14 protein-coding genes are annotated in these 19748 nt (G+C 72.3%); 4 read left to right on the top strand and 10 right to left on the bottom strand.

Annotated features, from left to right (window positions below):
* Positions 1 to 7 precede the first annotated feature (7 nt).
* The 3 genes from SROS_RS37025 to SROS_RS37015 form a co-directional block, all read right to left on the bottom strand.
* Positions 8 to 1726 (bottom strand): serine/threonine-protein kinase, encoded by a 1719-nt coding sequence (locus tag SROS_RS37025; RefSeq protein WP_012894075.1) that lies wholly within the window; start codon positions 1724 to 1726, stop codon positions 8 to 10.
* Positions 1727 to 1839: 113 nt separating this feature from the next.
* Complete coding sequence (locus tag SROS_RS37020) at positions 1840 to 3792, bottom strand: serine/threonine-protein kinase (RefSeq protein ID WP_012894074.1); 1953 nt, start codon at positions 3790 to 3792, stop codon at positions 1840 to 1842.
* Positions 3793 to 3869: 77 nt separating this feature from the next.
* Positions 3870 to 4514, bottom strand: a complete 645-nt coding sequence (locus SROS_RS37015) for a pyridoxamine 5'-phosphate oxidase family protein (protein WP_012894073.1) — start codon at positions 4512 to 4514, stop codon at positions 3870 to 3872.
* Positions 4515 to 4581: 67 nt separating this feature from the next.
* Here SROS_RS37015 and pdxR point away from each other — a divergent pair, with 67 nt between their 5' ends.
* Positions 4582 to 6072, top strand: a complete 1491-nt coding sequence (gene pdxR, locus SROS_RS37010; RefSeq protein WP_012894072.1) for a MocR-like pyridoxine biosynthesis transcription factor PdxR — start codon at positions 4582 to 4584, stop codon at positions 6070 to 6072.
* 9 nt (positions 6073 to 6081) lie between these two features.
* Positions 6082 to 7131, top strand: coding sequence for a phosphotransferase family protein (locus SROS_RS37005; RefSeq protein ID WP_012894071.1), 1050 nt, complete (start codon positions 6082 to 6084; stop codon positions 7129 to 7131).
* A gap of 142 nt (positions 7132 to 7273) precedes the next feature.
* Here the strand turns inward: SROS_RS37005 and SROS_RS37000 are convergent, their stop codons facing one another.
* The 3 genes from SROS_RS37000 to SROS_RS46475 all read right to left on the bottom strand — a co-directional run bounded on the left by SROS_RS37000 (position 7274) and on the right by SROS_RS46475 (position 12231).
* Positions 7274 to 8230, bottom strand: a complete 957-nt coding sequence (locus SROS_RS37000; protein WP_012894070.1) for an oxidoreductase — start codon at positions 8228 to 8230, stop codon at positions 7274 to 7276.
* Between the two features lie 207 nt (positions 8231 to 8437).
* The gene (locus SROS_RS36995) at positions 8438 to 8836 is read right to left on the bottom strand and encodes a hypothetical protein (RefSeq protein ID WP_052317118.1); all 399 of its coding nucleotides are present in this window, start codon (positions 8834 to 8836) and stop codon (positions 8438 to 8440) included.
* Positions 8833 to 12231, bottom strand: coding sequence for a glycosyltransferase (locus SROS_RS46475; protein WP_012894069.1), 3399 nt, complete (start codon positions 12229 to 12231; stop codon positions 8833 to 8835). Before SROS_RS46475 ends, SROS_RS36995 begins: the two co-directional genes overlap by 4 nt.
* 679 nt (positions 12232 to 12910) lie before the next feature.
* Between SROS_RS46475 and SROS_RS50285 the strand changes: the two genes are divergently transcribed.
* Positions 12911 to 13690, top strand: a complete 780-nt coding sequence (locus tag SROS_RS50285) for a hypothetical protein (protein WP_148269317.1) — start codon at positions 12911 to 12913, stop codon at positions 13688 to 13690.
* Positions 13691 to 14659: 969 nt separating this feature from the next.
* Positions 14660 to 15286: an RICIN domain-containing protein gene (locus SROS_RS36975; RefSeq protein WP_148269316.1), complete on the top strand. Its 627-nt coding sequence runs from the start codon at positions 14660 to 14662 to the stop codon at positions 15284 to 15286.
* A gap of 22 nt (positions 15287 to 15308) precedes the next feature.
* Here SROS_RS36975 and SROS_RS36970 read toward each other — a convergent pair whose 3' ends face one another.
* From SROS_RS36970 to SROS_RS36955, 4 genes are all read right to left on the bottom strand, one after another.
* On the bottom strand, positions 15309 to 16358 hold the full coding sequence (locus SROS_RS36970; protein WP_052317117.1) for a glycoside hydrolase family 26 protein: 1050 nt from the start codon (positions 16356 to 16358) through the stop codon (positions 15309 to 15311).
* Positions 16359 to 16576: 218 nt separating this feature from the next.
* On the bottom strand, positions 16577 to 17737 hold the full coding sequence (locus tag SROS_RS36965) for a DegT/DnrJ/EryC1/StrS family aminotransferase (RefSeq protein WP_012894065.1): 1161 nt from the start codon (positions 17735 to 17737) through the stop codon (positions 16577 to 16579).
* The gene (locus SROS_RS36960; protein WP_012894064.1) at positions 17734 to 18825 is read right to left on the bottom strand and encodes a GNAT family N-acetyltransferase; all 1092 of its coding nucleotides are present in this window, start codon (positions 18823 to 18825) and stop codon (positions 17734 to 17736) included. The genes SROS_RS36965 and SROS_RS36960 overlap by 4 nt, the downstream gene beginning before the upstream one ends.
* Entirely contained in the window at positions 18822 to 19733 is a 912-nt protein-coding gene (locus tag SROS_RS36955) for a glycosyltransferase family 2 protein (RefSeq protein WP_012894063.1), read from the bottom strand. The genes SROS_RS36960 and SROS_RS36955 overlap by 4 nt, the downstream gene beginning before the upstream one ends.
* Positions 19734 to 19748 lie beyond the last annotated feature (15 nt).

Below are 19748 nucleotides of genomic sequence, written 5' to 3'. Positions count from 1 at the left end.
CCGCCATCTACCGCCGCCTCCGGTGCCGTCCGGCCACTCCCCGCTTCACCGCAAGTGTGAACGGGACCGCGCCGCTCGTCACCAGCCCGAAGGCGAGGAGCGCCGACGGAACCGTCTCGATCGGAGGCGTGGGCGAGGAGGTCAGGCTCGGCGACCCCCCATCGGTGGGGGTCTGCCCGCCGCCGCTCCCCGTCGGCTCCGGTCCGTTGGTGGTGGTCGGTGTCTCGGAGGGGGAGGTCGTGTTCGTCGGTCGCGTCGTCTGCGTCGGCCTGGTCGTCTGGGTCGGGGCGGCCGTCTGGGTGGGGGTGGGCTTCGGCGACGGGCTCTTCGACGGAGGATCGTCCGCGCTGTCGAGAGTGGAGCTCTCCTCGGTCGAGGGGGTCGGTGAGGACGACGCGGTCGGCTTCCTCGTCGGCGCTCTCGTCGGCTTCCTGGAGCGCGACGGCGACGGCTTGGGGGTCGCGGTCGGCTCCCGGGTGGGCGCGGCCGTCGGCGGGCCTGCGGTGGGGCTCGCGGTCTGCGTCGGCTCGGCGGTGGGCTCCGCCGACGGCTCCTGCGACGGTTCTCCGGTGGGCTCGTCGGTCTCGTCGGCCGGGATGACCGACTCCACCGGGTCCGAGGAGGCTGTCGGGGTCTGCGTGGTGACCGAGCCCGCCCGGATCGGGGTGCTGTCGCCGGAGTTGACCAGCACCGCGCTCACGCCGCTGATCACCGCGATGCACCCGATGCCGATCAGGACCTTGACGCCCGTCTTGCCCAGCAGGGACGTCTTGTTGATCGTGGACCTGGCGGCGCGCCCGCCGATCTCCGTCTCGGCCAGGGAGGTGCTGGTCTCGGGCTTCTGCATCTCCAGGGGGAGCAGCGAGGCCATGATCCCGATGAGGCCGGCCAGACGGCGGCGGCCGCGCTCCTGCCAGTCGGGGCCGTAGGCGTCGGCGGCGACCGCCTCCAGCTCGGTGAGGAAGGCGGTGGCGGTCGGCGGCCGGTCCGCCGGATGCTTGGCCATGCCCCGCTCGACCAGCCCCTGCAGCGCCGGCGGCACCTCCTCGACGGGCGGGGGCATGGCCTGGTGCTGCCTGGCCAGCGCGGCGATGTTCGTCGCGCGGAAGGGCCTGGTGCCCGTCAGGCACTCGAAGAACACGATGGTGGCGGCGTAGACGTCGGTGGACGGCCCCGCCGGGGAGCCGGTCCACTGCTCGGGGGCCATGTAGGGCGGCGTGCCCGCGGGGGTGTCCCCGTCGCCGGAGCGGACCGCGATGCCGAAGTCGACGAGCCTGCTCGTGCCGTCGGCCTCGACCATCACGTTCTCTGGCTTGAAGTCGCGGTGCACGATGCCCGCCGTGTGCGCGGTCGCCAGCCCGAGGAGGGCGCCCTTGAGCACGAGCAGCGCGGCCTCGGGGCCGGTCGGTCCCTCCGAGCGGAGGATCGCGCGCAGGGCGACGCCGTCCACCAGCTCCATGACGATGGCCGCGCCCTCGCCGGTCTCGACGTAGTCGTACAGCCGGACGGCATGAGGGCTGTCCAGGGTGTTGAGCACCCGTGCCTCGTGCCGGAACCGCGCCACGAACCCGACGTCGCTCCTGAGCTCGTCGGACAGATATTTGATCGCTACCAGGATGTCATCGGCGTCATGCCGTGCCATCACCACGCGCCCGGCGGCGCCCGCACCCAACTCGCGAATCTCGGTATACCCGGGGACTCGCCAGGCTGATGGCGTGCCGTACATAACGGTCTCCTCAGATGTCTGGGCCCCCACCCATAACAGACGGACCGTAGCTTAGCGATAGATCATCAATTTCTGCTCATCAATCGCTAAACGGTCTAATGCAGTCGGAATAATCAGTTGTCGTCCGATGGGGCCGGCCCCTCGGCGTCCTCCGTGGACGGGTCGGGGCTCTCTCCCGGAGCGGGGTCCGCAGGAGGGGCCGGCCGTACCGTCCGGGTCGTTCCGGGGGGCGGCTGGACGGTCTCCGACGGTTCCTCCGGCTCCCGGGTCGGTCCGGGGCCCTCCCTCGTGGCCGTCGGGCTGGGGGTCTCCGCCGGGCCGGGAGGCTCCGTCGGGCCGGGGGTCCGTGTCGGACCGGGCGTCGGCTCGGGACACGGGGCGGTTCTGCCGCTCGCGCGGGCGGCGCCGCCCGGCGGGGCGCTCGTCGCCGTCACGCTCCAGGTCGACCCGCAGGGCACCCTCGGGAAGGTGAACCTGACCGTCCGCGTGTAGCTCGTCCCGCCGGACAGCGGCACGGTCACCTGCCGTGCCGCCCGGCCCACCCGGAAGACCACGCGGATGCGCACCTGCCGGGGATCGCCGGTGTCCACCGCGACCGTGGCCGCGGCCGCACCGCGCGCGTTGACGCCGGCCCGCAGCATCTCCACCCGCCGCACCTCCGGCGCGGGCGGAGTGGGCGTGGGAGTCGGAGTGGGGGTGGGGGTGCGCGGCGGACTGGGCGTGGGAGTCGGAGTCGGAGTGGGAGTGGGGGTGCGCGGGGGTGTGGGAGTCGGGGTGGGGGTGCGCGGCGGTGTGGAGGTGGGCGTCGGCTCCGGGGACGGTGCGGGGGAGGGGGGCCGGGTGGTCGTGAGGGTGGGCTTGGGGGTCCTGACCGGCGGCTCGGCGGGCGTGGCGGAGGGAGGCGCGGGAGGGGGCTCGACGACCTCGGGGGAGACCGAGGGCGACGCGGAGGGCGACGGCGGCGGTGAGAAGGCCGCCGGGCCGGACGGCTCGGGGGAGGGCGACGCGGACGGTTCGGCGGCGGCGATCTCGATCCGCTGGACCTCCGGCGCCCGCTCACCGGCCAGCACGTACACGCTGACGCCGCCCGCGATCACCACCAGCCCCGCCCCGGCCGCGACCCCCGCGGCCTTCCTGCGCAGCGTGCCGAGGACGGTGCGGAACAGCGTGGTCCCGGCCGTCGGATCGGGGCCGCGGAGCCGGAACAGCAGCGGCAGCAGCGCGGCCAGCGCGACCAGCTTGCTCCTGCCCCGCTCCTCCCAGTCCCGGCCGTAACCGGCGACGGCCGCGGCCTCCAGTTCGGCCACGAACCCGGCGGCGGTGGCCGGCCGGTCCATCGGGTCCTTGGCCAGCCCCCTGGCCACCAGATCCCTGAGCGGCTCCGGAACCTCTCCCACCGGGATCGGCGCACGGTGGTGCTGGTGCCGCAGCACGGCCGGATCGATCGCCCGGTACGGCCGGCGCCCGGTCAGGCACTCGAAGAAAACCGCCGTCGCGGCGTACACGTCCGTGGCCGGTGACGCGGGGCCGCCGGCCCACTGCTCGGGCGCCATGTAGGGAGGGGTGCCCGCGGGACGGTCCACCGCTCCCGCCGGTACGGCGATGCCGAAGTCGACCAGTTTGCTGGTGCCGTCCGCCTGGACGAGCACGTTCTCCGGCTTGTAGTCCCGGTGCACCAGGCCGGTCAGATGGGCGGCGGACAGGCCCATGAGCGAGCCCTTGAGCACGACGAGGGCCGCCTCGGGCCCGGTCGAGCCGTGCTCGCGGAGCAGTTCCCGCAGGGAGACGGCGTCGATGGCCTCCATGACGATGGCGGCGCCCCCGGCCGCCTCGACGTATTCGTAGAGCCGGACCACGTTGTCGTCGGCCAGCTCCACCAGGAGCCTGGCCTCGGCCCGGAACCGGGCGAGGAAGTCCGGATCCCGCCTGAGCCGCTCGGAAAGGTATTTGATCGCGACCTGGACGCCCGACCCGTCGTGCCGGGCGAGGACCACCCGGCCGCCGCCGCCCGCGCCGAGATCCCTCAGCTCGGTGTAGCCGGGGAGGTGCCATCCACTGACCGTCATCGCCGCCCTCCAGGGTTCCGGGTGAAGGTCCTCCCCATGAGACGTGCGTTCCGCGGTCCGGGTTGGCCGGACGGGGCTTACCGAATAGGTATGGTTCGGGTGGCGATGTGCGGGGGGACGTCCAGATCCACGATCGAGGCGGGGTCTGCCTCGGGGGCGCCCCAGGACGAACGGAGCGGCAGGACCCCCGCCCAGACGGGCAGGGCGTAGTCCTCCTCCTCGTCGACCGGCGGCCCCTGCCGCACCTTCACCGACGCCTCGGCCAGGGAGAGGGCGAGCACGGCGGTCGCGGCGAGTTCCTTCCTGTTCGGCGGGCGCGCGGCGCTCCACTGGCCCGGGGCGAGCTGCTCGGTGATCGCGCGCAGGCCGGCCAGGCGCTCCTCGTCATCCTCGACGAGGCGGGGGCGGCCGTAGATCATGGCGGAGCGGTAGTTGACCGAGTGGTGGAAGACCGAGCGGGCCAGCACGACGCCGTCCACGTGGGTCACCGTGACGCAGACCTCGCCGGTGCCGCGCAGGGAGGTGGAGCCGGTGGACCCGTGCAGGTAGAGGGTGTCGCCGATCCGGCCGTAGCCGGTGGGGACCACCATCGGGGAACCGCCGGCCATGACGCCCAGGTGGCAGATGAGCCCGGCGTCCAGCACCGCGTACAGGTCCTCGCGGTCGGTCCGGCCCCGTTCCTTCGAGCGGCCGAGAGTGGTGCGGGGAGTCGGAGAGAGCATGCCTCTAATCTAGGAAGAAGTGGACATCGAGCACACATCCACTTCCTGTCGCTTCCGGGAGACCACTTTGCCGCGCACCTGCGTTGACCTGCCCGTCTCGGTGGACCGTGAGGCTCCTGTGGCCCTCACCGTCCAGCTCGGCGACCGGCTCCGTACCGCCATGCGCGACGGCACCCTCAAATCCGGCGAGCGCCTGCCCTCCACCCGCGCCCTGGCCCGCCAGCTCTCCATCAGCCGCACCGTCGTCACCGAGGCCTACCAGCAGCTCTACGCCGAGGGCTGGCTCGACGGCCGCCACGGCTCCGGCACCTATGTGGCCGACCTGGTCATCCACACCCCCGCCACCGCGCGGAGCGGTTCCGCCGTCCCCGGTTCCCGGGGCGCCCTCGCCGGGGGCGGGCATGGGTACGGCGACGGCTCCGCGCCGGCCGGCGGCCCGGCCGTACCGCTCCCGGCCGGCGGGCGCGGGCACGGCGAGCAGATGATCGATCTGCGGCCCGGCCGCCCGTGGGTCCGCGACTACGACCGGGCGGCCTGGCGCAGGGCCTGGCGCAAGGCGGCCGATCTGCCACCGGGGGACAGGCCCGACCCCCACGGTGTCCCGAGGCTCCGCGAGGCCCTGGCCGAGCACCTCCGCAGGACCCGGACGATCGCCGTCGGCCCGGAGGACATCATGGTCACCCGGAGCACCGGCAACGGCCTCGACCTCGTCGCCGCCACGCTCCTGCGCCCCGGGGACCGGGCGGGCGTCGAGGACCCCGGCTACCGGGTCGCCAGGAACGTCTTCGCCGCGCGAGGCGCCGAGATCGTGCCCTGCCCGGTCGACGAGGACGGTGTCGTCGTCGACGGGCTCCCCGACGACCTGCGCGTCCTCTACACCACCCCCGCCCACCAGTACCCCCTGGGGGGACGCATGCCCATCTCGCGCAGGGAGCGCCTGCTGGCCTGGGCCCGCCGTACCGGGGCGATCATCGTGGAGGACGACTACGACGCCGAGTTCCGCTACGACGTAGCCCCGCTGCCCGCGCTCCACGGCCTCGACCCGGACCGGGTGGTCCTGCTCGGCACGCTCTCCAAGTCCCTCGCCCCCGATATCGGCGTCGGCTGGCTGGTCGCCGCGCCGGAGCTGCTCGCCGCCATCGTCAGAACCCGCCAGAATCTGAGCGACCGCACCAGCGGCCCGGCCCAGCAGGCGGTGGCCGTCATGATGGAGCAGGGCGATCTGGACCGCCACCTGCGCCGCATGCGGCTGGAGTACGCCCGCCGCCGCGCCGCCGTCGTGGACGTCCTCGGCCCCATGGTCACCGGCGACACCGCGGGGCTGCACGTCATGGTCGAGCTCCCCGGCGAGATCATCCCGTCCATCCTGGAGGAGGCGAGGGAGCGCGGCGTGCTGCTGGACTCGACGTCGACCCGGCACCACCACGGGGAGGTGCGCAGGCACGGGCTGGTGATCGGGTACGGCTCCGCCTCCCTGGCCGAGATCCGGCGGGGGGCCGCGGTGGTCGCCGAGCTGATCGGGCCCCGGCTGGCGGATGAAAGCCGAGTGGCGTTCTAATAGTTGGCTATGAGCACGCCTGGTATCAACTGGTCCCGTCTCGTCGCCTGGATGGCCGCCAACGTCGACGAGGTGGGGGAGCCCACCGGCGTCTCCCTCATCTCCGGCGGCAGGTCCAACCTGACCTACCGGATCGAGACGCAGGCCCGTCCCCTGGTGCTGCGCCGTCCCCCTCTCGGTCACGTGCTGCCCACGGCCCACGACATGCGCCGGGAGTGGCGGGTCATCTCGGCGCTGGCGGGGACGGAGGTGCCGGTGCCCGAGCCGGTGGCGCTCTGCGCCGACGAGGACGTGATCGGGGCGCCCTTCTACCTGATGGGGTACGTCGAGGGCGCGGCCGTCCGCAGCCGTGACGAGACGGAGCTGTCACCGGCCCAGGCCAGGGCGCTGTCGGAGCGGCTCGCCGAGGTGCTCGCGGCCGTGCACGCCGTGGACTACGGCGCGGTCGGCCTGGGCGACTTCGGCCGCCCCGACGGCTACATGGCCCGCCAGCTCGAACGGTGGGGCCAGCAGTGGACGCGTTCGAAGACCCGTGAGCTCCCCGAGTACGACCGGCTCGCCGCCCGCCTGCTGCGGCGCCTGCCCGACCGCTCCCCGGCCGCCCTCCTGCACGGGGACTACCGGCTCGACAACACGCTGGTACGGCTGGCACAGGGCGCCGACCCCGAGATCCGGGCGGTGGTCGACTGGGAGATGTCGACCCTGGGAGACCCGATCGCCGACCTCGGCCTCACCCTGACCTACTGGCAGGACCCGGGAGACGCCGAGCGCTCCTCCATCCCGCTGGCGGGCGACATCACGCTCACCCCGGGTTTCCTCGACACCGGGGAGTTCGCCGCGCACTACGCCCGGGTGTCCGGGGCGGACCTGACCGACCTGGACTTCTACGTGGCGTTCGGCAACTTCAAGCTGGCGGTCATCGTCGAGGGGATCCACGCCCGGTTCATGCAGGGCAAGACCGTCGGCGAGGGCTTCGAGCACGTCGGCGCCTCCGTGCCGACGCTGATCGCCAGGGCGCACCGGGCGCTCGACGGGCACGGCCAGGCCCTGTCCGGATGACCGTCGTCTGCGGCCACCGTACCATGGAAGTCGAGCGGCAGACCTCTGATCACGGTTGCGGCCCGGTCGTCGCCGCACATCGCCGGCTCTGTCCCGGCCTGTCGTCCCAGGGGGACGTGCCGGACGGCGAGGACGGGAACCGCTACGGCAGGCCTGCGGCCGCGGTGGCGGGCAGCCCGTACGTGACGCCGGTGAGGCGTTCGGACACCTCCCACAGCCGGTCGGCCGTGACGGCGTCACGGATGGCGCGCTCGCGGGTACGGCGGGTCGGCTCGCCACGGAGCTGCAAGGGTCCGTCGGGCACGATGTAGCTGCCGCCCGGCAGGTCCGGGACGGTGGCCGCGTACAGGGAGGTCTTCGCCCCTTCCGGAGTAGGGCGGAAGGCCGTACGCACGAGCAGGCGGACAGCAGTCGCATACAGCCGCCCCCGGCCGCTGTTGGCGCCGCCGGTCAGGACGTTGGTCCGGGTGAGTCCGGGGGCGACCGCCATGCTGCGCAGCCGGAGTCCGGCGGCGTCCGCCCTGCGCTGCAGTTCCGTGGCGAAGTAGAGGTTGGCCCGCTTGGACCGCACGTAGGCGAATGCCGTGCGGTAGGTGCGTTCGGCGTTGAGGTTGTCCAGGTCGAAGCGGGCGAAACGCTGGCCCTCGCTGCTGATGGTGACCACGCGCGGCTCGGGTGCGGCAAGCAGGTGAGGCAGGAGCAGACCGGTCAAGGCGAAGGTGCCCAGGTGGTTTATGCCGAACTGAGACTCGAATCCGTCCGCGGTCAGGCCGAACGGCACCATCGCGACTCCGGCGTTGTTGATCAGCAGGTCCAGCCGGTCGTGATCCCATCCGGCGGCGAACTCGCGGATGGAAGCCAGGTCGGCCAGGTCCACGCGGCGCAGCTCCAGGCGCGCGTGGGGCACCTCGTTCCGCAGGCGGGCGAGGGCGGCCCGGCCGCGTTCGGGGTCACGGCAGGCCAGCACGGTGTGGGCGCCGCGGCGGGCCAGTTCGCGGGCCGTGACGTAGCCGATGCCGCTGTTGGCCCCGGTCACCACCGCCAGCCGTCCGGTCTGGTCAGGTATGGCATGCAGGGTCCAAGGGGGAGGGTTTCGCATGATGCCGCCTCGGGGGACGTCGACAGGAAATATCGCAACTTAAAGTTGCGATAGGTCGATCCTGTCACCCTCTCTCGGGTATCGCAACTCAAAGTTGCAATAGAGTCGGATCGCTCCGCCGCCCGGCCGCGGGCGGCGGCCTCGCCGGGCGTCGCCTCCATCGGTGAATCCGCAACCTCGCGTCCCCGACCTCACGGGGCAGTACGCCTAGGGTGCGCGCCCGGCGGAGGCCCGGCGGGCGCGCCGCGCCGTGAGCAGCGCGGTGACCAGCGCCCCCAGGGCCGCCGCCGAGGTGACGGCGGCCAGCGCCGTCACCGTCGCGGGCATCGTGAACGTGCCGCTCAGGAAGAACGCCTCGCTCACGATCACGCCCGCCGAGACGCTGAGCGCCACCGTCAGTGCCATGCTCTCCATGGCGTCCCCCGTGTGGTCGCGGCGGCCGAGCAGGGGACGGGCCAGGGCCAGCAGGGCGGCGCCCGGACAGGTGAGCAGGAAGGCCACCGACACGGTGACGCGCAACGGGCCGGCACCCGCGACCTGCGTCACGAGCAGTGCGAGCCACCCGGACGCGGCGAGCAGCAGCAGAGGCAGGCGTGAGGCGCTCATGGTCTCCTCGGGACGAGTTCGTAGACGACACCGCCGGAATTGCGCGCCAGCACCCTGAAACGGCCCGACGCGGCGACCTCCCGGCCCAGCCGGTCGACCGTCCCCCGGGGGAAGATCCCCGCGGTCTCGGTGGCGCTCCTCTGCGCGCGGTTGAGCACCAGGTACGCCTTGGCCCCCGGAGGCACCTTCGACATGAGGCCGACCAGTGACGGCAGCGGATCGCGGACCAGCTCCGGCAGGGTGGGAACATGCTGCGGCAGCCCCCGTACGGCGGTGCGCGACGGCGGCAGCTCGTCCAGCCAGGTGTGCTCGTAGCGCTCGTAGTAGTCGTAGGCCGCGGGGAGGAAGAACGTGGGCGCCACGATCAGCGAGCCCGGCGGCGCCACCCGATGGACCTCCCGGACGAGCCGGACCTCGTCCGCGGTGAAGTAGTTCGACTGCTCCTTGCCGTAGTTCCCGAAGAAGAAGCCCGTGACCATGAGCAGCAGGACAGGGAGCAGGACCAGCGCGCGGACCCAGGCCCGGCGGGAGGGCAGGAAGAAGGCCGCGGCCAGGAACGCCGTCAGCGGCAGCGTGAAGAGGTAGACCCGGAAGATGATCTCGCCGCCGTAGCTCCCCGCGGCGAGGAACAGCAGGGGGCTCAGCCCGATCATGAGAAGGGGCAGCCCCGACCGCCTGAGCCACCCGCGGCGTACGATGGCGCCGGCGAAGGCCAGCAGCCACACCCCGCCGGAGAGGGCGCGATCGGCGTAGGCGACGATCACCTGGCCGGGGGCGGCCGACCCGAGGGTGATGAAACCGTCGTCCAGGTTGCCGCCGGCATCGCCCAGCGAGTCGACGATGTCGCCGAACCTGCTCTCCAGGAGCCGCCAGGCGGCCACGGCGTCCCAGGTCGCCACGGCGAGGCCGGTGACGAGCAGGATGCCCAGGTTCCGGTGCCGCCGCAGCGGGAACAGGGCGACGAGCCCGACCGTCAGCACCAGCGGTGTGAGCTGGTGGGACGAGGCGATCGCGACGACCGGGACGATCAGCAGGCACGTCCAGACCAGGCGGGTGAAGGTGCCGGAGACGGGCGGCGGCTCCGCGGCCAGCCCCCGCGGGTCGTCACCCGCCCGGACCGGCCCCCGCCGGAAGCGCCGCACCACGACCGCGAGGACGGTCAGATACAGGACCAGCGTGGTGGCCTGGGGGGAGAAGTAGTCCTGCCCGACCCAGGAACAGGAGAAGTAGACCCATACCGCGCCCCAGACCAGCTGGCGGTCGCGTGTCACCGTCCGGAAGAGCAGCAGCAGCGGCAGGAGGATCGCGGCGTTGAAGGCGGCCGGCCCCCAGACGGCGATGCCCAGCGCGTCGTCCAGCCCGGCCATCTCCGTCATCAGGGAGAAGAAGGAGAAGAATCCGGGCCACTGGTGATAGGCGGACAGCGGCCCGACCTCCGGGTCGGTCGCGCCGTGCCGGATCAGGTAGTCGATGACCGAGACGTGTTTCCAGGCCCACGAGTAGCGCAGGGACGGGTACAGCAGGGCGGGTGTCGCGTGCAGCACGGCGATCAGCGCCAGCACGTATCCCGCGTGCCAGAGTTCGAGGGCCCGCCGGTCGCCGAGCAGGGCGACGAACCCGGCGACCAGGACCGCGACCGCGCCCCAGAACGTGGCGGGCAGGACGGTGAGCAGTCCCAGGTCGGTCATCCGGTCGAGGTGGACCTGACGCAGTGACAGTCCCCAGAGCACAGCGGCGACCGGCAGCGCCGCACGGGCGAAGAACCGCGTCCAGGCGCTCGCCCGCCGGGCCGTCCGGTCGGTCCGCGTCGCGCGCAGCCGCTCGGCCGCGTAACCGGCGCCGGCCGCCGCCAGGCCGAGGAGCATGACCAGCAGGGCCTTCCAGCCCTTGACGTCGGCCGGCCCGGTGAAGGTGACCGCGCGGAACACGGCCCTGGGCAGCCCTCTCCTGACCGGGGCCAGGTGCGCCCTCAGCCCCTCCCGCCCGCCGGCGCGCTGCGGGACGCCGGCCTGTGACCGGCCCTCGGCCGCGCACCGGGACAGGAAATAGGACAGCCGGGCCCGGTGTGCGGGCACGTCCAGCCGCACGATCGCCGAGGGCTGGTGGAGCAGCTTCGCGCCGGGGCGCAGCTTCCGCAGCCGGGACCGGAGCTCGGTCGCCGCCCCACCGGCGGGCCCGGCCACGATGTTGGGCCGCCGGCCGGGCCTCTCCGGGAAACCGTCCGCGTTCTCCGGGAAGCCGCCCGCCTCGGCGAGCGCCTCACGCCGGAAGGACAGGGCGCCGCCGTACAGGTCGTCGATCTGGCCCGCCTCGGCGGGTGAGCCGGTGCACGGCACCCCCAGCACCCACGCCAGCTCGGCGGGGAACCAGTCGGGCTTGCCCGTGCTCCAGCGCACCGCGACCCGGCCGCGCACCCCGATCACGTCGTCGTCGGCATAGGCCGCCAGCAGGGACTCCGTCCAGCCGGGGCCGGGAGAGGAGTCGTCGTCGAGAAAGGCGACCACGTCGCCCCGCGCGCTCGCCAGCCCCAGGTTCCGCGCCGCGGCCGCGCCGGCGACCTCCTGGTTGTGCACGACCACGACGCCGTCGAGCGCGGCCTCGGCCCACGCGACCAGCTCGGGGCCGTCCTCGACGACCAGCACGATCTCCTCCGGAGCCGGCCGCTGGGCACGTAACGCCCTGACCAGGATGGGCAGGCGGGCACGTGAGCCGGGAGAACCGCCGACGATGACGACCGACAGGGACGGGTCGGCGGCCTTCCCGGCGGGAGGCTCCTCGCGGCGCGCGGGGATGCGCCAGGTGATGACGGCCGAGATGTCCTCGGTGGGTGGTGGGGCGGTGGCCGTGTCGTCGGTGGTCTGGCTGTCCGCTGTCTTTTGCGTGGTGCCGGTGTTGTCTGTGGTGTCTGTGTCTTCGGTGGGTGGTGGGGCGGTGGCCGTGTCGTCGGTGGTCTGGCTGTCCGCCGTCTCTTCCGCGGTATCCGGCTTCTTCGCGCTGTCGCTTCCTTCTGCGGCCTCTTTCGCCGTCTTTTGCGTGGTGCCCGCCACCGTTTTCTCATCGGAGTGTCCGGTGGCGTCGGCCTCGCGCCGCCCGAGCTCGCCGGGGCGGACGCGTCGCATGGTGAGGGTGGGGGAGTCGTCGGCCTCCTCCGGGGCCTCCGCCGCGGAGGTTTCCCCGAAGTCCCCGGTCTTTTCGGGGTCCGCGGCCCCGGCGGGGCCTTCGGGCGTGCTGGGGGCGGGGGCCGGATCCCCGGTGTCCTGCGGCTCTCCCGGATCCTCGGGGACCCGGGGCCCGGGGCGGTCGCCTCCGGGGGGCGGGGCCGGGGTGGAGGCCGGTCGTCTCATCGGGCGGGTGATCGATCCGTCGATCACCTCTTCGGCCTCCCTGCCCTCCACGCGCACCCTTTCCTGGTTTGGTCGATGCGAATGTCTGGCGCTGACTTTACTCCGGGGGATTCCTCTCCGTCCCCTGTCGGCTGAGGCCTTTGCCGGAGGGGGTCCGCACTGTTCCGCACTGTTCGGAACAGCAATGATCTTGTGGTCCCTGCTGTTTATCGCGCACTATCCATCTTGTTTCTCTCTATTCGGCGGAATGTCGCTATCAGGGCATAACGCGGAGGTTGCATTTGAAGAGATCGTTCACACGGAGGCGTGCCGGGGCTCTGCTCGCCGCCACCGTCGTTGCACGGGCGACGGCGGCGGTACCGCATCCGGCGACTGCGGCGGTCACGGGGCCACAGCCGCAGGTGTCTTCGTTCGATCGGAGATGCCGGGCGCGGACCCCTGGCTTTCAGTCATGGGGGGTGAGTCCGGCGTGGGAAGGTGCTCCAGCGCCTGAGTGTGCCTTGACCGGAATCGGCTGCAGCGCGCCACGCGCTGGTACAGTCGGTCGCGGTCGAACACGTGAGCGATAACCAATCTCGCAGCTTTGGCCGTTACTCACCGCCGGGAGGGCGGAGCCCGCGTCACCCGGAACGGGATCGTGGGCTGGGGCGTGGAAACCCGTGTAAACGGGGCCGGAAGGTGAACCGCCAAGCAACAGCGTCGCGACCGTGCGCAGAGCCGCACGGTTGGGATGGCTGGAATCCCCCGGATTCATCCGTGGGGAGCGCTTCAACACGTTCTGCACCGGAACGACGGGCTGTTGAAAGCCTTTCGTTCCGTCGAGAGAGAAGGCATCCCGGGGCGGCCGGCCAGGGCCATGGCGATGATGAACATCGCCATGCGCGACGTGAACTGGCCGGCCGCCCCGAGAACCTGTCCCAGGATCACGCAGCGGAATCCGAACGACTCGGTAGAGGCGACCATGGACGCCGCCGCGCACGGCGTCCTGAAAAGCCTCTTCCCCAACTTCGATTTCATGCCGGCTCTGAACGCCGCGACCGGACAGATCCCTTCCTGGGGCGATCCCGCCCATGTCTCGGGTGGAAAGGCCGAGGGAGCGGAGATCGCCACTCCGGTGGTCGCGGAACGCTCGGGGGACGGGCCCGCCTTCTCGCCCGCCCACACCCCGGACGGAGTGCCGGGGCACTGGCGCCCGACCGGTCCGGCGAACGCGCTCGACCCGAACCTGGGGTGGCTCAAGCCGTTCGCCATGACATCGGGCATGCAGTTCCGGCCGCCGCTGCCGGGAGGGTTCACCTCCTACGATCAGCTTCTGCGTAGCCCGGAGTATGCGGCCCAGGTCAACGAGGTCAAGGCGCTCGGGTCCGGACGCGCGCAGCCGGGCCTGTCTTGGCGCGCGCTACCAGTGGGACGCCGGCGGGCCGGAGTCCGGCCTCGATCTCGGCGAGTCCGTCTCCATTGCCTGCCGGGACCGGTGAACGGCCAGGCGGGAGCGGCATATAGGCGATAAGTGAATCCCGGAGCCCTCCGGGTCAGCGTGGAGTCCACAAGGATTCCACTTTGACCTGGAGGGTGGCCTTTTGTCACCGATGCGGGTTAGTGTTCCGCTGGTCAATCATCGTCGGTGATCGGGGAGGCTGCGTTGTCGTCCACAATCGGCGCTCCCCCCGGGCCGGAGGACGCCACCAGCCCGGCGGAGTTCGTCATGGCGCTGGGGCGGCTGCGGCAGTGGGCGGGCCTGAGCTACCGGCAGCTCGCGGCCAAGGCGGAGGCGTCGGGCGACGTCCTGCCGCCCAGCACCGCGGTCGGTGCGCTCAGCCGGGCCGCGCTGCCGAGAGAAGAGCTGGTCGCCGCCTTCGTCCGGGCCTGCGGGATGGACGAGGCGGACGTCGCCCGCTGGCTCGTCGTCCGGAGGCATCTCGCCGTCTCCGCGGTCCCGCGGCCACCGCTGGCCGTCGAGGATGCCGGTGGCACCCCGGCCCTCACCGGACCGCAGCGGAACGGCATCCCGGACCCTCCCGGCCCCGTTTCTCCTGGACCTCCTTCGGATTCCGTTTATCCAGAATTTTCCTCTATTGGGGCTGTTTCTCCCGTTTCTGATCCCGCCGGGCCGCCTTTTTCCGGCTCTGATACCTCCGAATTCCGGGCGGATCTGAATTCCCTCGGCCCTGCCTCCGCCGGATCGGATTCCCGCCCGTTCGAACCCGCCGGATCCGGATCGAACGCTCACGACCTTGGCCTCGTCCCGAATCCCGCAACCTCACATCCTGCCGGTCCGGCTTCCCCTGCCTCGGATGCCACCGGCCCGAATCCCCCCGGTTCCGGCCCCGCCCGCCCGGGTCCCGCCACTTCGGGTCCTGCCGATCCGGACCCCGCCGGCCCGGGCCCTGCCCGCCCGGGTTCCGCCGGTCCGGACCCCGTCCGGCCGGAGCTCGCCGTCCCGGCGGGGAGGCCGCGGCGGCGACGGCCCACGGTGGCGGTGCTGGTCGGGGGGGTCGCGGCGGTGCTGGTCATGATCGGTGTCACGGTGGCGGCCCTGGAGGGCGCCCTGGCGACCGGCCCTCCGGCGGCACGGACGCCGGGCCCCGTGACGGCGGGCCCCATAACGGCGGGATCCGTGCTCGCCGACGGCCGGTACCGCATGGTCCCCTCCCACGTCGCCGACCGCGACCTGTGCGTGGGAGAGGGGCGTGAGCGTAACCGCCGTACCAACCGGGAGCTGGCCGTCCAGCGGCCCTGCCGGGGTCTCTCCCCCGACACCTACCTGACCGCCGTCGGGCGCGACGTCTACCAGATCGAGTGGCACCATCCCGCCCACGGCGTCGGCTGCCTGACGGTCGACCAGGCGGCCGCCGGCGCCGAGGTGCTGATCGCGCCGGCGAACTGCACCGGGGCCGCCCACCAGCGCTTCCTCCTGGAGCGGGCCGGCCCGCGGGCATCCGGCGGTTTCGTGCTCAGGCCGGTGCACAGCAGCCTGTGCGTCGGCGCCCTGCACGGCGTGGCCGACGTGGACGTCGGGGCCGAGCTGGCCCAGCACACCTGCACCGGCCAGGCCGACCAGGTCTTCCTCTTCATCTCCGCCCCGGAGCCGGAAACGGGCGGGTAGGCGCCCGCTCCCGGGTCTCTCCTCAGCCGGCCGGTTGCGGGGTCATGGGCTGCCGGAAGTAGGGATCCCTGCCCGCCTCGGCGAACGAGTCCAGGACACCGGGGCCGGTGAGGGAGAAGTCGCAGTCGTCCGCGTCGGTGTTGTTCCACTGGACGATCGCCTTGAGGTTGGGCATCGCCTTCATCGCCTCGGGGATGTCGCGGTACCACTCGGCGCGTGCGGAGGTGTCGTTCTGGTGGCTCTCCGTGCCGTACTCGGCGAGGATCAGCGGCTTGGCGGCGAAGCCGTTCTGCTGGAACCACTCGTAGGTCGGCTGCACGGTCTCCTTGAAGTCCTGCCAGGTGGCGCCGCGGCAGATCGCGAAGTTGTAGGGGTCGTAGCTGATCCAGTCGACGTAGGCGTCACCCGGGTAGTAGGCCTTCCACCGGTCCCGGAACGGGTAGTAGCCGGTGACGCCCCAGACCCAGAGCGCGTTGGTCGCACCCTCCTGCCGGAAGCCGTCGACGATGCGCTTGTAGGCCGCGACGTACTCGGCCGGGGTCTGGCCGCTCTCGTCGCGGTCCTTCTCCCCGTCGAAGCCGACCAGGACCGGCCTGCCGTACTTCCTGACCCGGGCGGCCTGGTCGGCGATCGCCCGGTCGTAGTGGCCGGCCGCGATGTCGCGCCAGGCGATGTCGACGTCCTCGTCCCAGATCCGCGACTCCCAGCCGAGGAACAGGATGCGGTCGGCGCCGAGATCGCTCTCGTCGTCGCGGAGGAACCGTCCGGCGTCGCTGTTGGACATGTCGTGGTAGCTGATGGTGATGTCGAGCCTGCGCCCGATCTTCTGCTCCATCGCGGTCACGTCGGGAACCAGCCTGCGGTCGCCGTCCGGCGGCACGTGCATGCCCCACCAGGCCCCGCAGGGCGGCACCAGCTTGGAGGTCGGGGCGCACGATCCGGGCGTGCTCCGGGCTCCCGGCACCACCGGCGCCCCGCTGCCCGGGGTCTGCCGACCGGAGGAGGTGCACGCGTAGATGCCCGTCGTGGCCACGAGGGCACCGGCCAGGCCGATGAGGATCCATCGCGACACCGAGAGCTTCCCCGCCGTCCGGACGGGCCTTCTCCTACCGGGCAGAGTCATGTGATCATCCAGGCGTCTGGTGCCGGCAGACCGGTTATGGTCAACATGGGTCGCGACTTTCCGCTTGTTTGAATTTTAATTAATTTTCTACCGGATCGTGGCTGCCGACGGCTATGGTCCGCATAAGGAGAATCGTCGGCGTCACAGACGGATCACTGTCAGTGACCTTACGCGTTCCGTCCCGGTTCGGCGGCCGCGTGGACATTCAGCCTGGTCAGCAGCGTGGCGACACGTTCGGCGCGGAGCGGGTCCACGGGGAGCACATGGCCCGTCCACCAGCGTGCGATCTCGGGGGTGGGGCCGGGCGCGAGAAGGTCCAGATAGTCGTCCAGCGGCGGGTCGTAGATGAATCCGGGCACGACGCCGTACCGCTCCAGGCGGGCGACGACCCCGTCACGGTCCTCGACCACCAGAGGGACGCGCAGCAGCGGCTGAGGCGGCGCCTCACGCACGCCCCGCGCCGCCCAGGGCAGGCCGCGGAGCAGCTCGACGCCCGCGAGCCGGCGCTCCCGCTCCCGGTCGATCACCCGGAAGCGGGAACGGAGATAACCGCGCAGCAGCGGCCCCTGCCGCATCCTCCAGTCGTCGAGATCGATCCTCATCCAGTAGTCGAGCGCGGTGAGTCCCGCCGCCGGCTCCAGGGCGGCCCGAAGCTCCTCCTCCCGGGGAGCCTGGCGGTGTCCCGTCCACTCGATCACGCCGAGCGCCCGCAGCGCCCGCCACACCGGCCGGACCAGCCCGGTCCGGTAGACCGTCTCCCGCAGCATCGGGCGGAGCGTGCCGAGAACCTGCCCGCGCAGCCCGCCGTCGAGCAGCAGCCCGTCACGCAGCCTGGCCAGCTCCGGCAGCTCGCCGGGGTCCTCCACGGCGAGGAACCCGCCGGACATCGCCCTGCCGTGCTTGGCCAGGCTGAACACCCCCGCCGTGCCGAAGGTGCCCGCCGGGCGGCCGTCCACCGTCGTCAGCATGGCGTGCGCGGCGTCGTCGATCAGTGTCAGGCCGCGGCGGTCGCATTCGGCCCGTAGCCCGCCGACCTGGTCGGGCTGGCCGTACAGGTGCGTGGTGAGGACGCCGGCCAGGCCGTTCCAGTCCACCCGGGACGGGTCGATGTTGCCGTCGAGGGCGGACACCGGCGCCATGACCGGCCGCAGGCCCGCCGCGAGCGCGACGAACAGCACGGTCTCACAGTTGGTCGGGGCGATCAGCACCCGGTCGCCCGCCTCGAACCAGTGCCGCAGGGCGAGATAGAGCCCGAACCGGGCCGAGGGCACGTGAAGGCACTCGGCGCCGACGCGGTCACGCATGATCGACTCAAGTGCGGTGCTCATCGGGCCCTCATCCGGGTCCGCAGGCCGCCGTAGCGCTTCATGGCCCGGTCGGCCGCGCCGTACAGGGCCGGGGTGTCGAGGATGAACTGCCGCACCCGCCGGACCGGCGCGCTGCGCAGCCAGTGCGCCGCCGCGCCCGCCGACCGCCGCCGCACGCATCCCTCCGTCACCGGCTCGCCCCGGCTGCGCAGCGCCTCCTTGTACTCCGAACCGGTGCCGACCCCGAGGTCCATCGAGCGGATCCCGGTCGCCGCAGCCGCCTCGGCCATCCTCAGGTGCTGGATCAGGCCGGGGGAGTATCTGGCGAAGGCCGGGTCGTAGGCGGGGAACCAGCCGACCAGGGTCGTGTCCGAGCGCAGGCCGAAGTGACCCGCCACCGGCCTGCCGTCGCAGTAGAGCATCGACAGCGGCCCCGCGAAGTCGGCGGTGTCGATCGCGTGCAGCCGCTCGGCGAGCTCGACCACCCACGGCCTGCCGAACCGGTCCGGGCGGCCCATCCGCAGGTACTGCTCCGACTTCCAGCGGCGCAGCAGGCGGAACTGCTCCTCGTCGCGGACCGCGAAGTCGAAGGTGAGCTCGCCGGCGTCGCGGCCGAGCTTGCGCTCCTTGTAGAGGGTGGACTTGAGGAACTTGGGGGAACGCTCGCGCAGCCCTTCCAGGTAGGCCGGGTAGCCGCCGGCGAGGTCGAGGACGACCGCCTCCTGGCGCAGGACCTCGAACGGCTGGAACCACGGCTGCCCGCCGACCAGGCAGCCGAACTCCCACACGTGCAGCCCGCAGCCCCTGAGCAGTGCCTCCGCGCCGAACTCCGCGCCGGGCGCGTGGACCACCCCCTGGCAGAGCGACACCCAGGCGCCCAGCGCGGTGCCCACCCCGCCGGAGTGCCGTTCGAAGGGGAAGAAACCGGCCGGCCCGCTCCCCTCGGAGATCACCGCGACCCGTGCCCCGGCGCTGACCTCACCCATCGCGATCACGAAGTCAGGGCTGAGGAACGGGTTGGCCAGGTGTGGGGTGGCGCGCTGCATCGCGCGCCAGGCCGTGACCTCGGCCGGGCCGAGCTCTCCCGGCCGGATGACGTCGATCCTCATATTCCGCGGCCCATCCGGTGCAGCCGGCCGACGATCGCCCCGGCGGGCACCCCGGCGGTCACGGCCAGCGCCAGGTAGGCGCGGGGCTCCCAGGGACGCCGCCGCACGGTCCGGCCGATCCAGCGCAGGGCCTGCGAGCCGCGCCCCAGGGCGGCCTCGGCGAAGGCGATCTTCCCGGCGAGCTGGGCGTAGCCGCCCGGCGCTCCCGCGAACTCCGGGTACCGCTCCAGCATCCAGCGCAGCGCCGAGGAGATCGTCTCGCTGGACTCGACGACGGAGAAGTGGGAGGCGTTGTGCAGCCTGACCTGCACCCCCGTCCCGGCCAGGTTGGTGATCGGTCCGTACCGGGCGGCCCGCAGCAGCAACTCGTAGTCCTCGCCGTACCCGCCGGGCAGTTCCTCGCTGACCAGCCCGAAACCGTTGACCAGCGCCTCGCGGCGCATCAGGTAGGTGGAGGGATGCATCGAGGGGAGCTGCCCGCGCAGCAGGTCCCGCAGGGTCACCGTCGGCGCGGTCACGGATCTGGCGAAGGCGACCTCGTCGTTGAACAGCTCGATCCCGCATGTCGCGAAGTGGCCGGCGCCGAGCGCGGTGACCTGTGACCTGAGCCTGTGCGGCAGCCAGAGATCGGTGTCGTCGCAGAAGGCGACCAGCTCTCCGTCGTCGAGGAGCACACCGGTGTTGCGGGCCCCGGCGATCCCCGGGCTCCGCGTGTTCGAGGTCACCACGACCCGGCGGCCCGGGGTGTCGAGGGCGAACGACCCGTCCGGCGGGCTCTGGTCGAAGACGGCGACACAGGTCAGATCGCCCGGGTAGTCCTGGCCGAGGATCGAGTCGATCGTCTCCTGGAGCAGCCCGGTGCGGTTGCGGGTCGGGATCACCACGCTGATCGCCGGCCAGTCGTTCACGGCGGGTCCTTTCTC

Source organism: Streptosporangium roseum DSM 43021, assembly GCF_000024865.1.
Taxonomy (GTDB): domain Bacteria; phylum Actinomycetota; class Actinomycetes; order Streptosporangiales; family Streptosporangiaceae; genus Streptosporangium; species Streptosporangium roseum.
The sequence above is the reverse complement of the archived record's forward strand: the minus strand, read 5'-3'. Positions and strand labels throughout refer to the sequence as shown.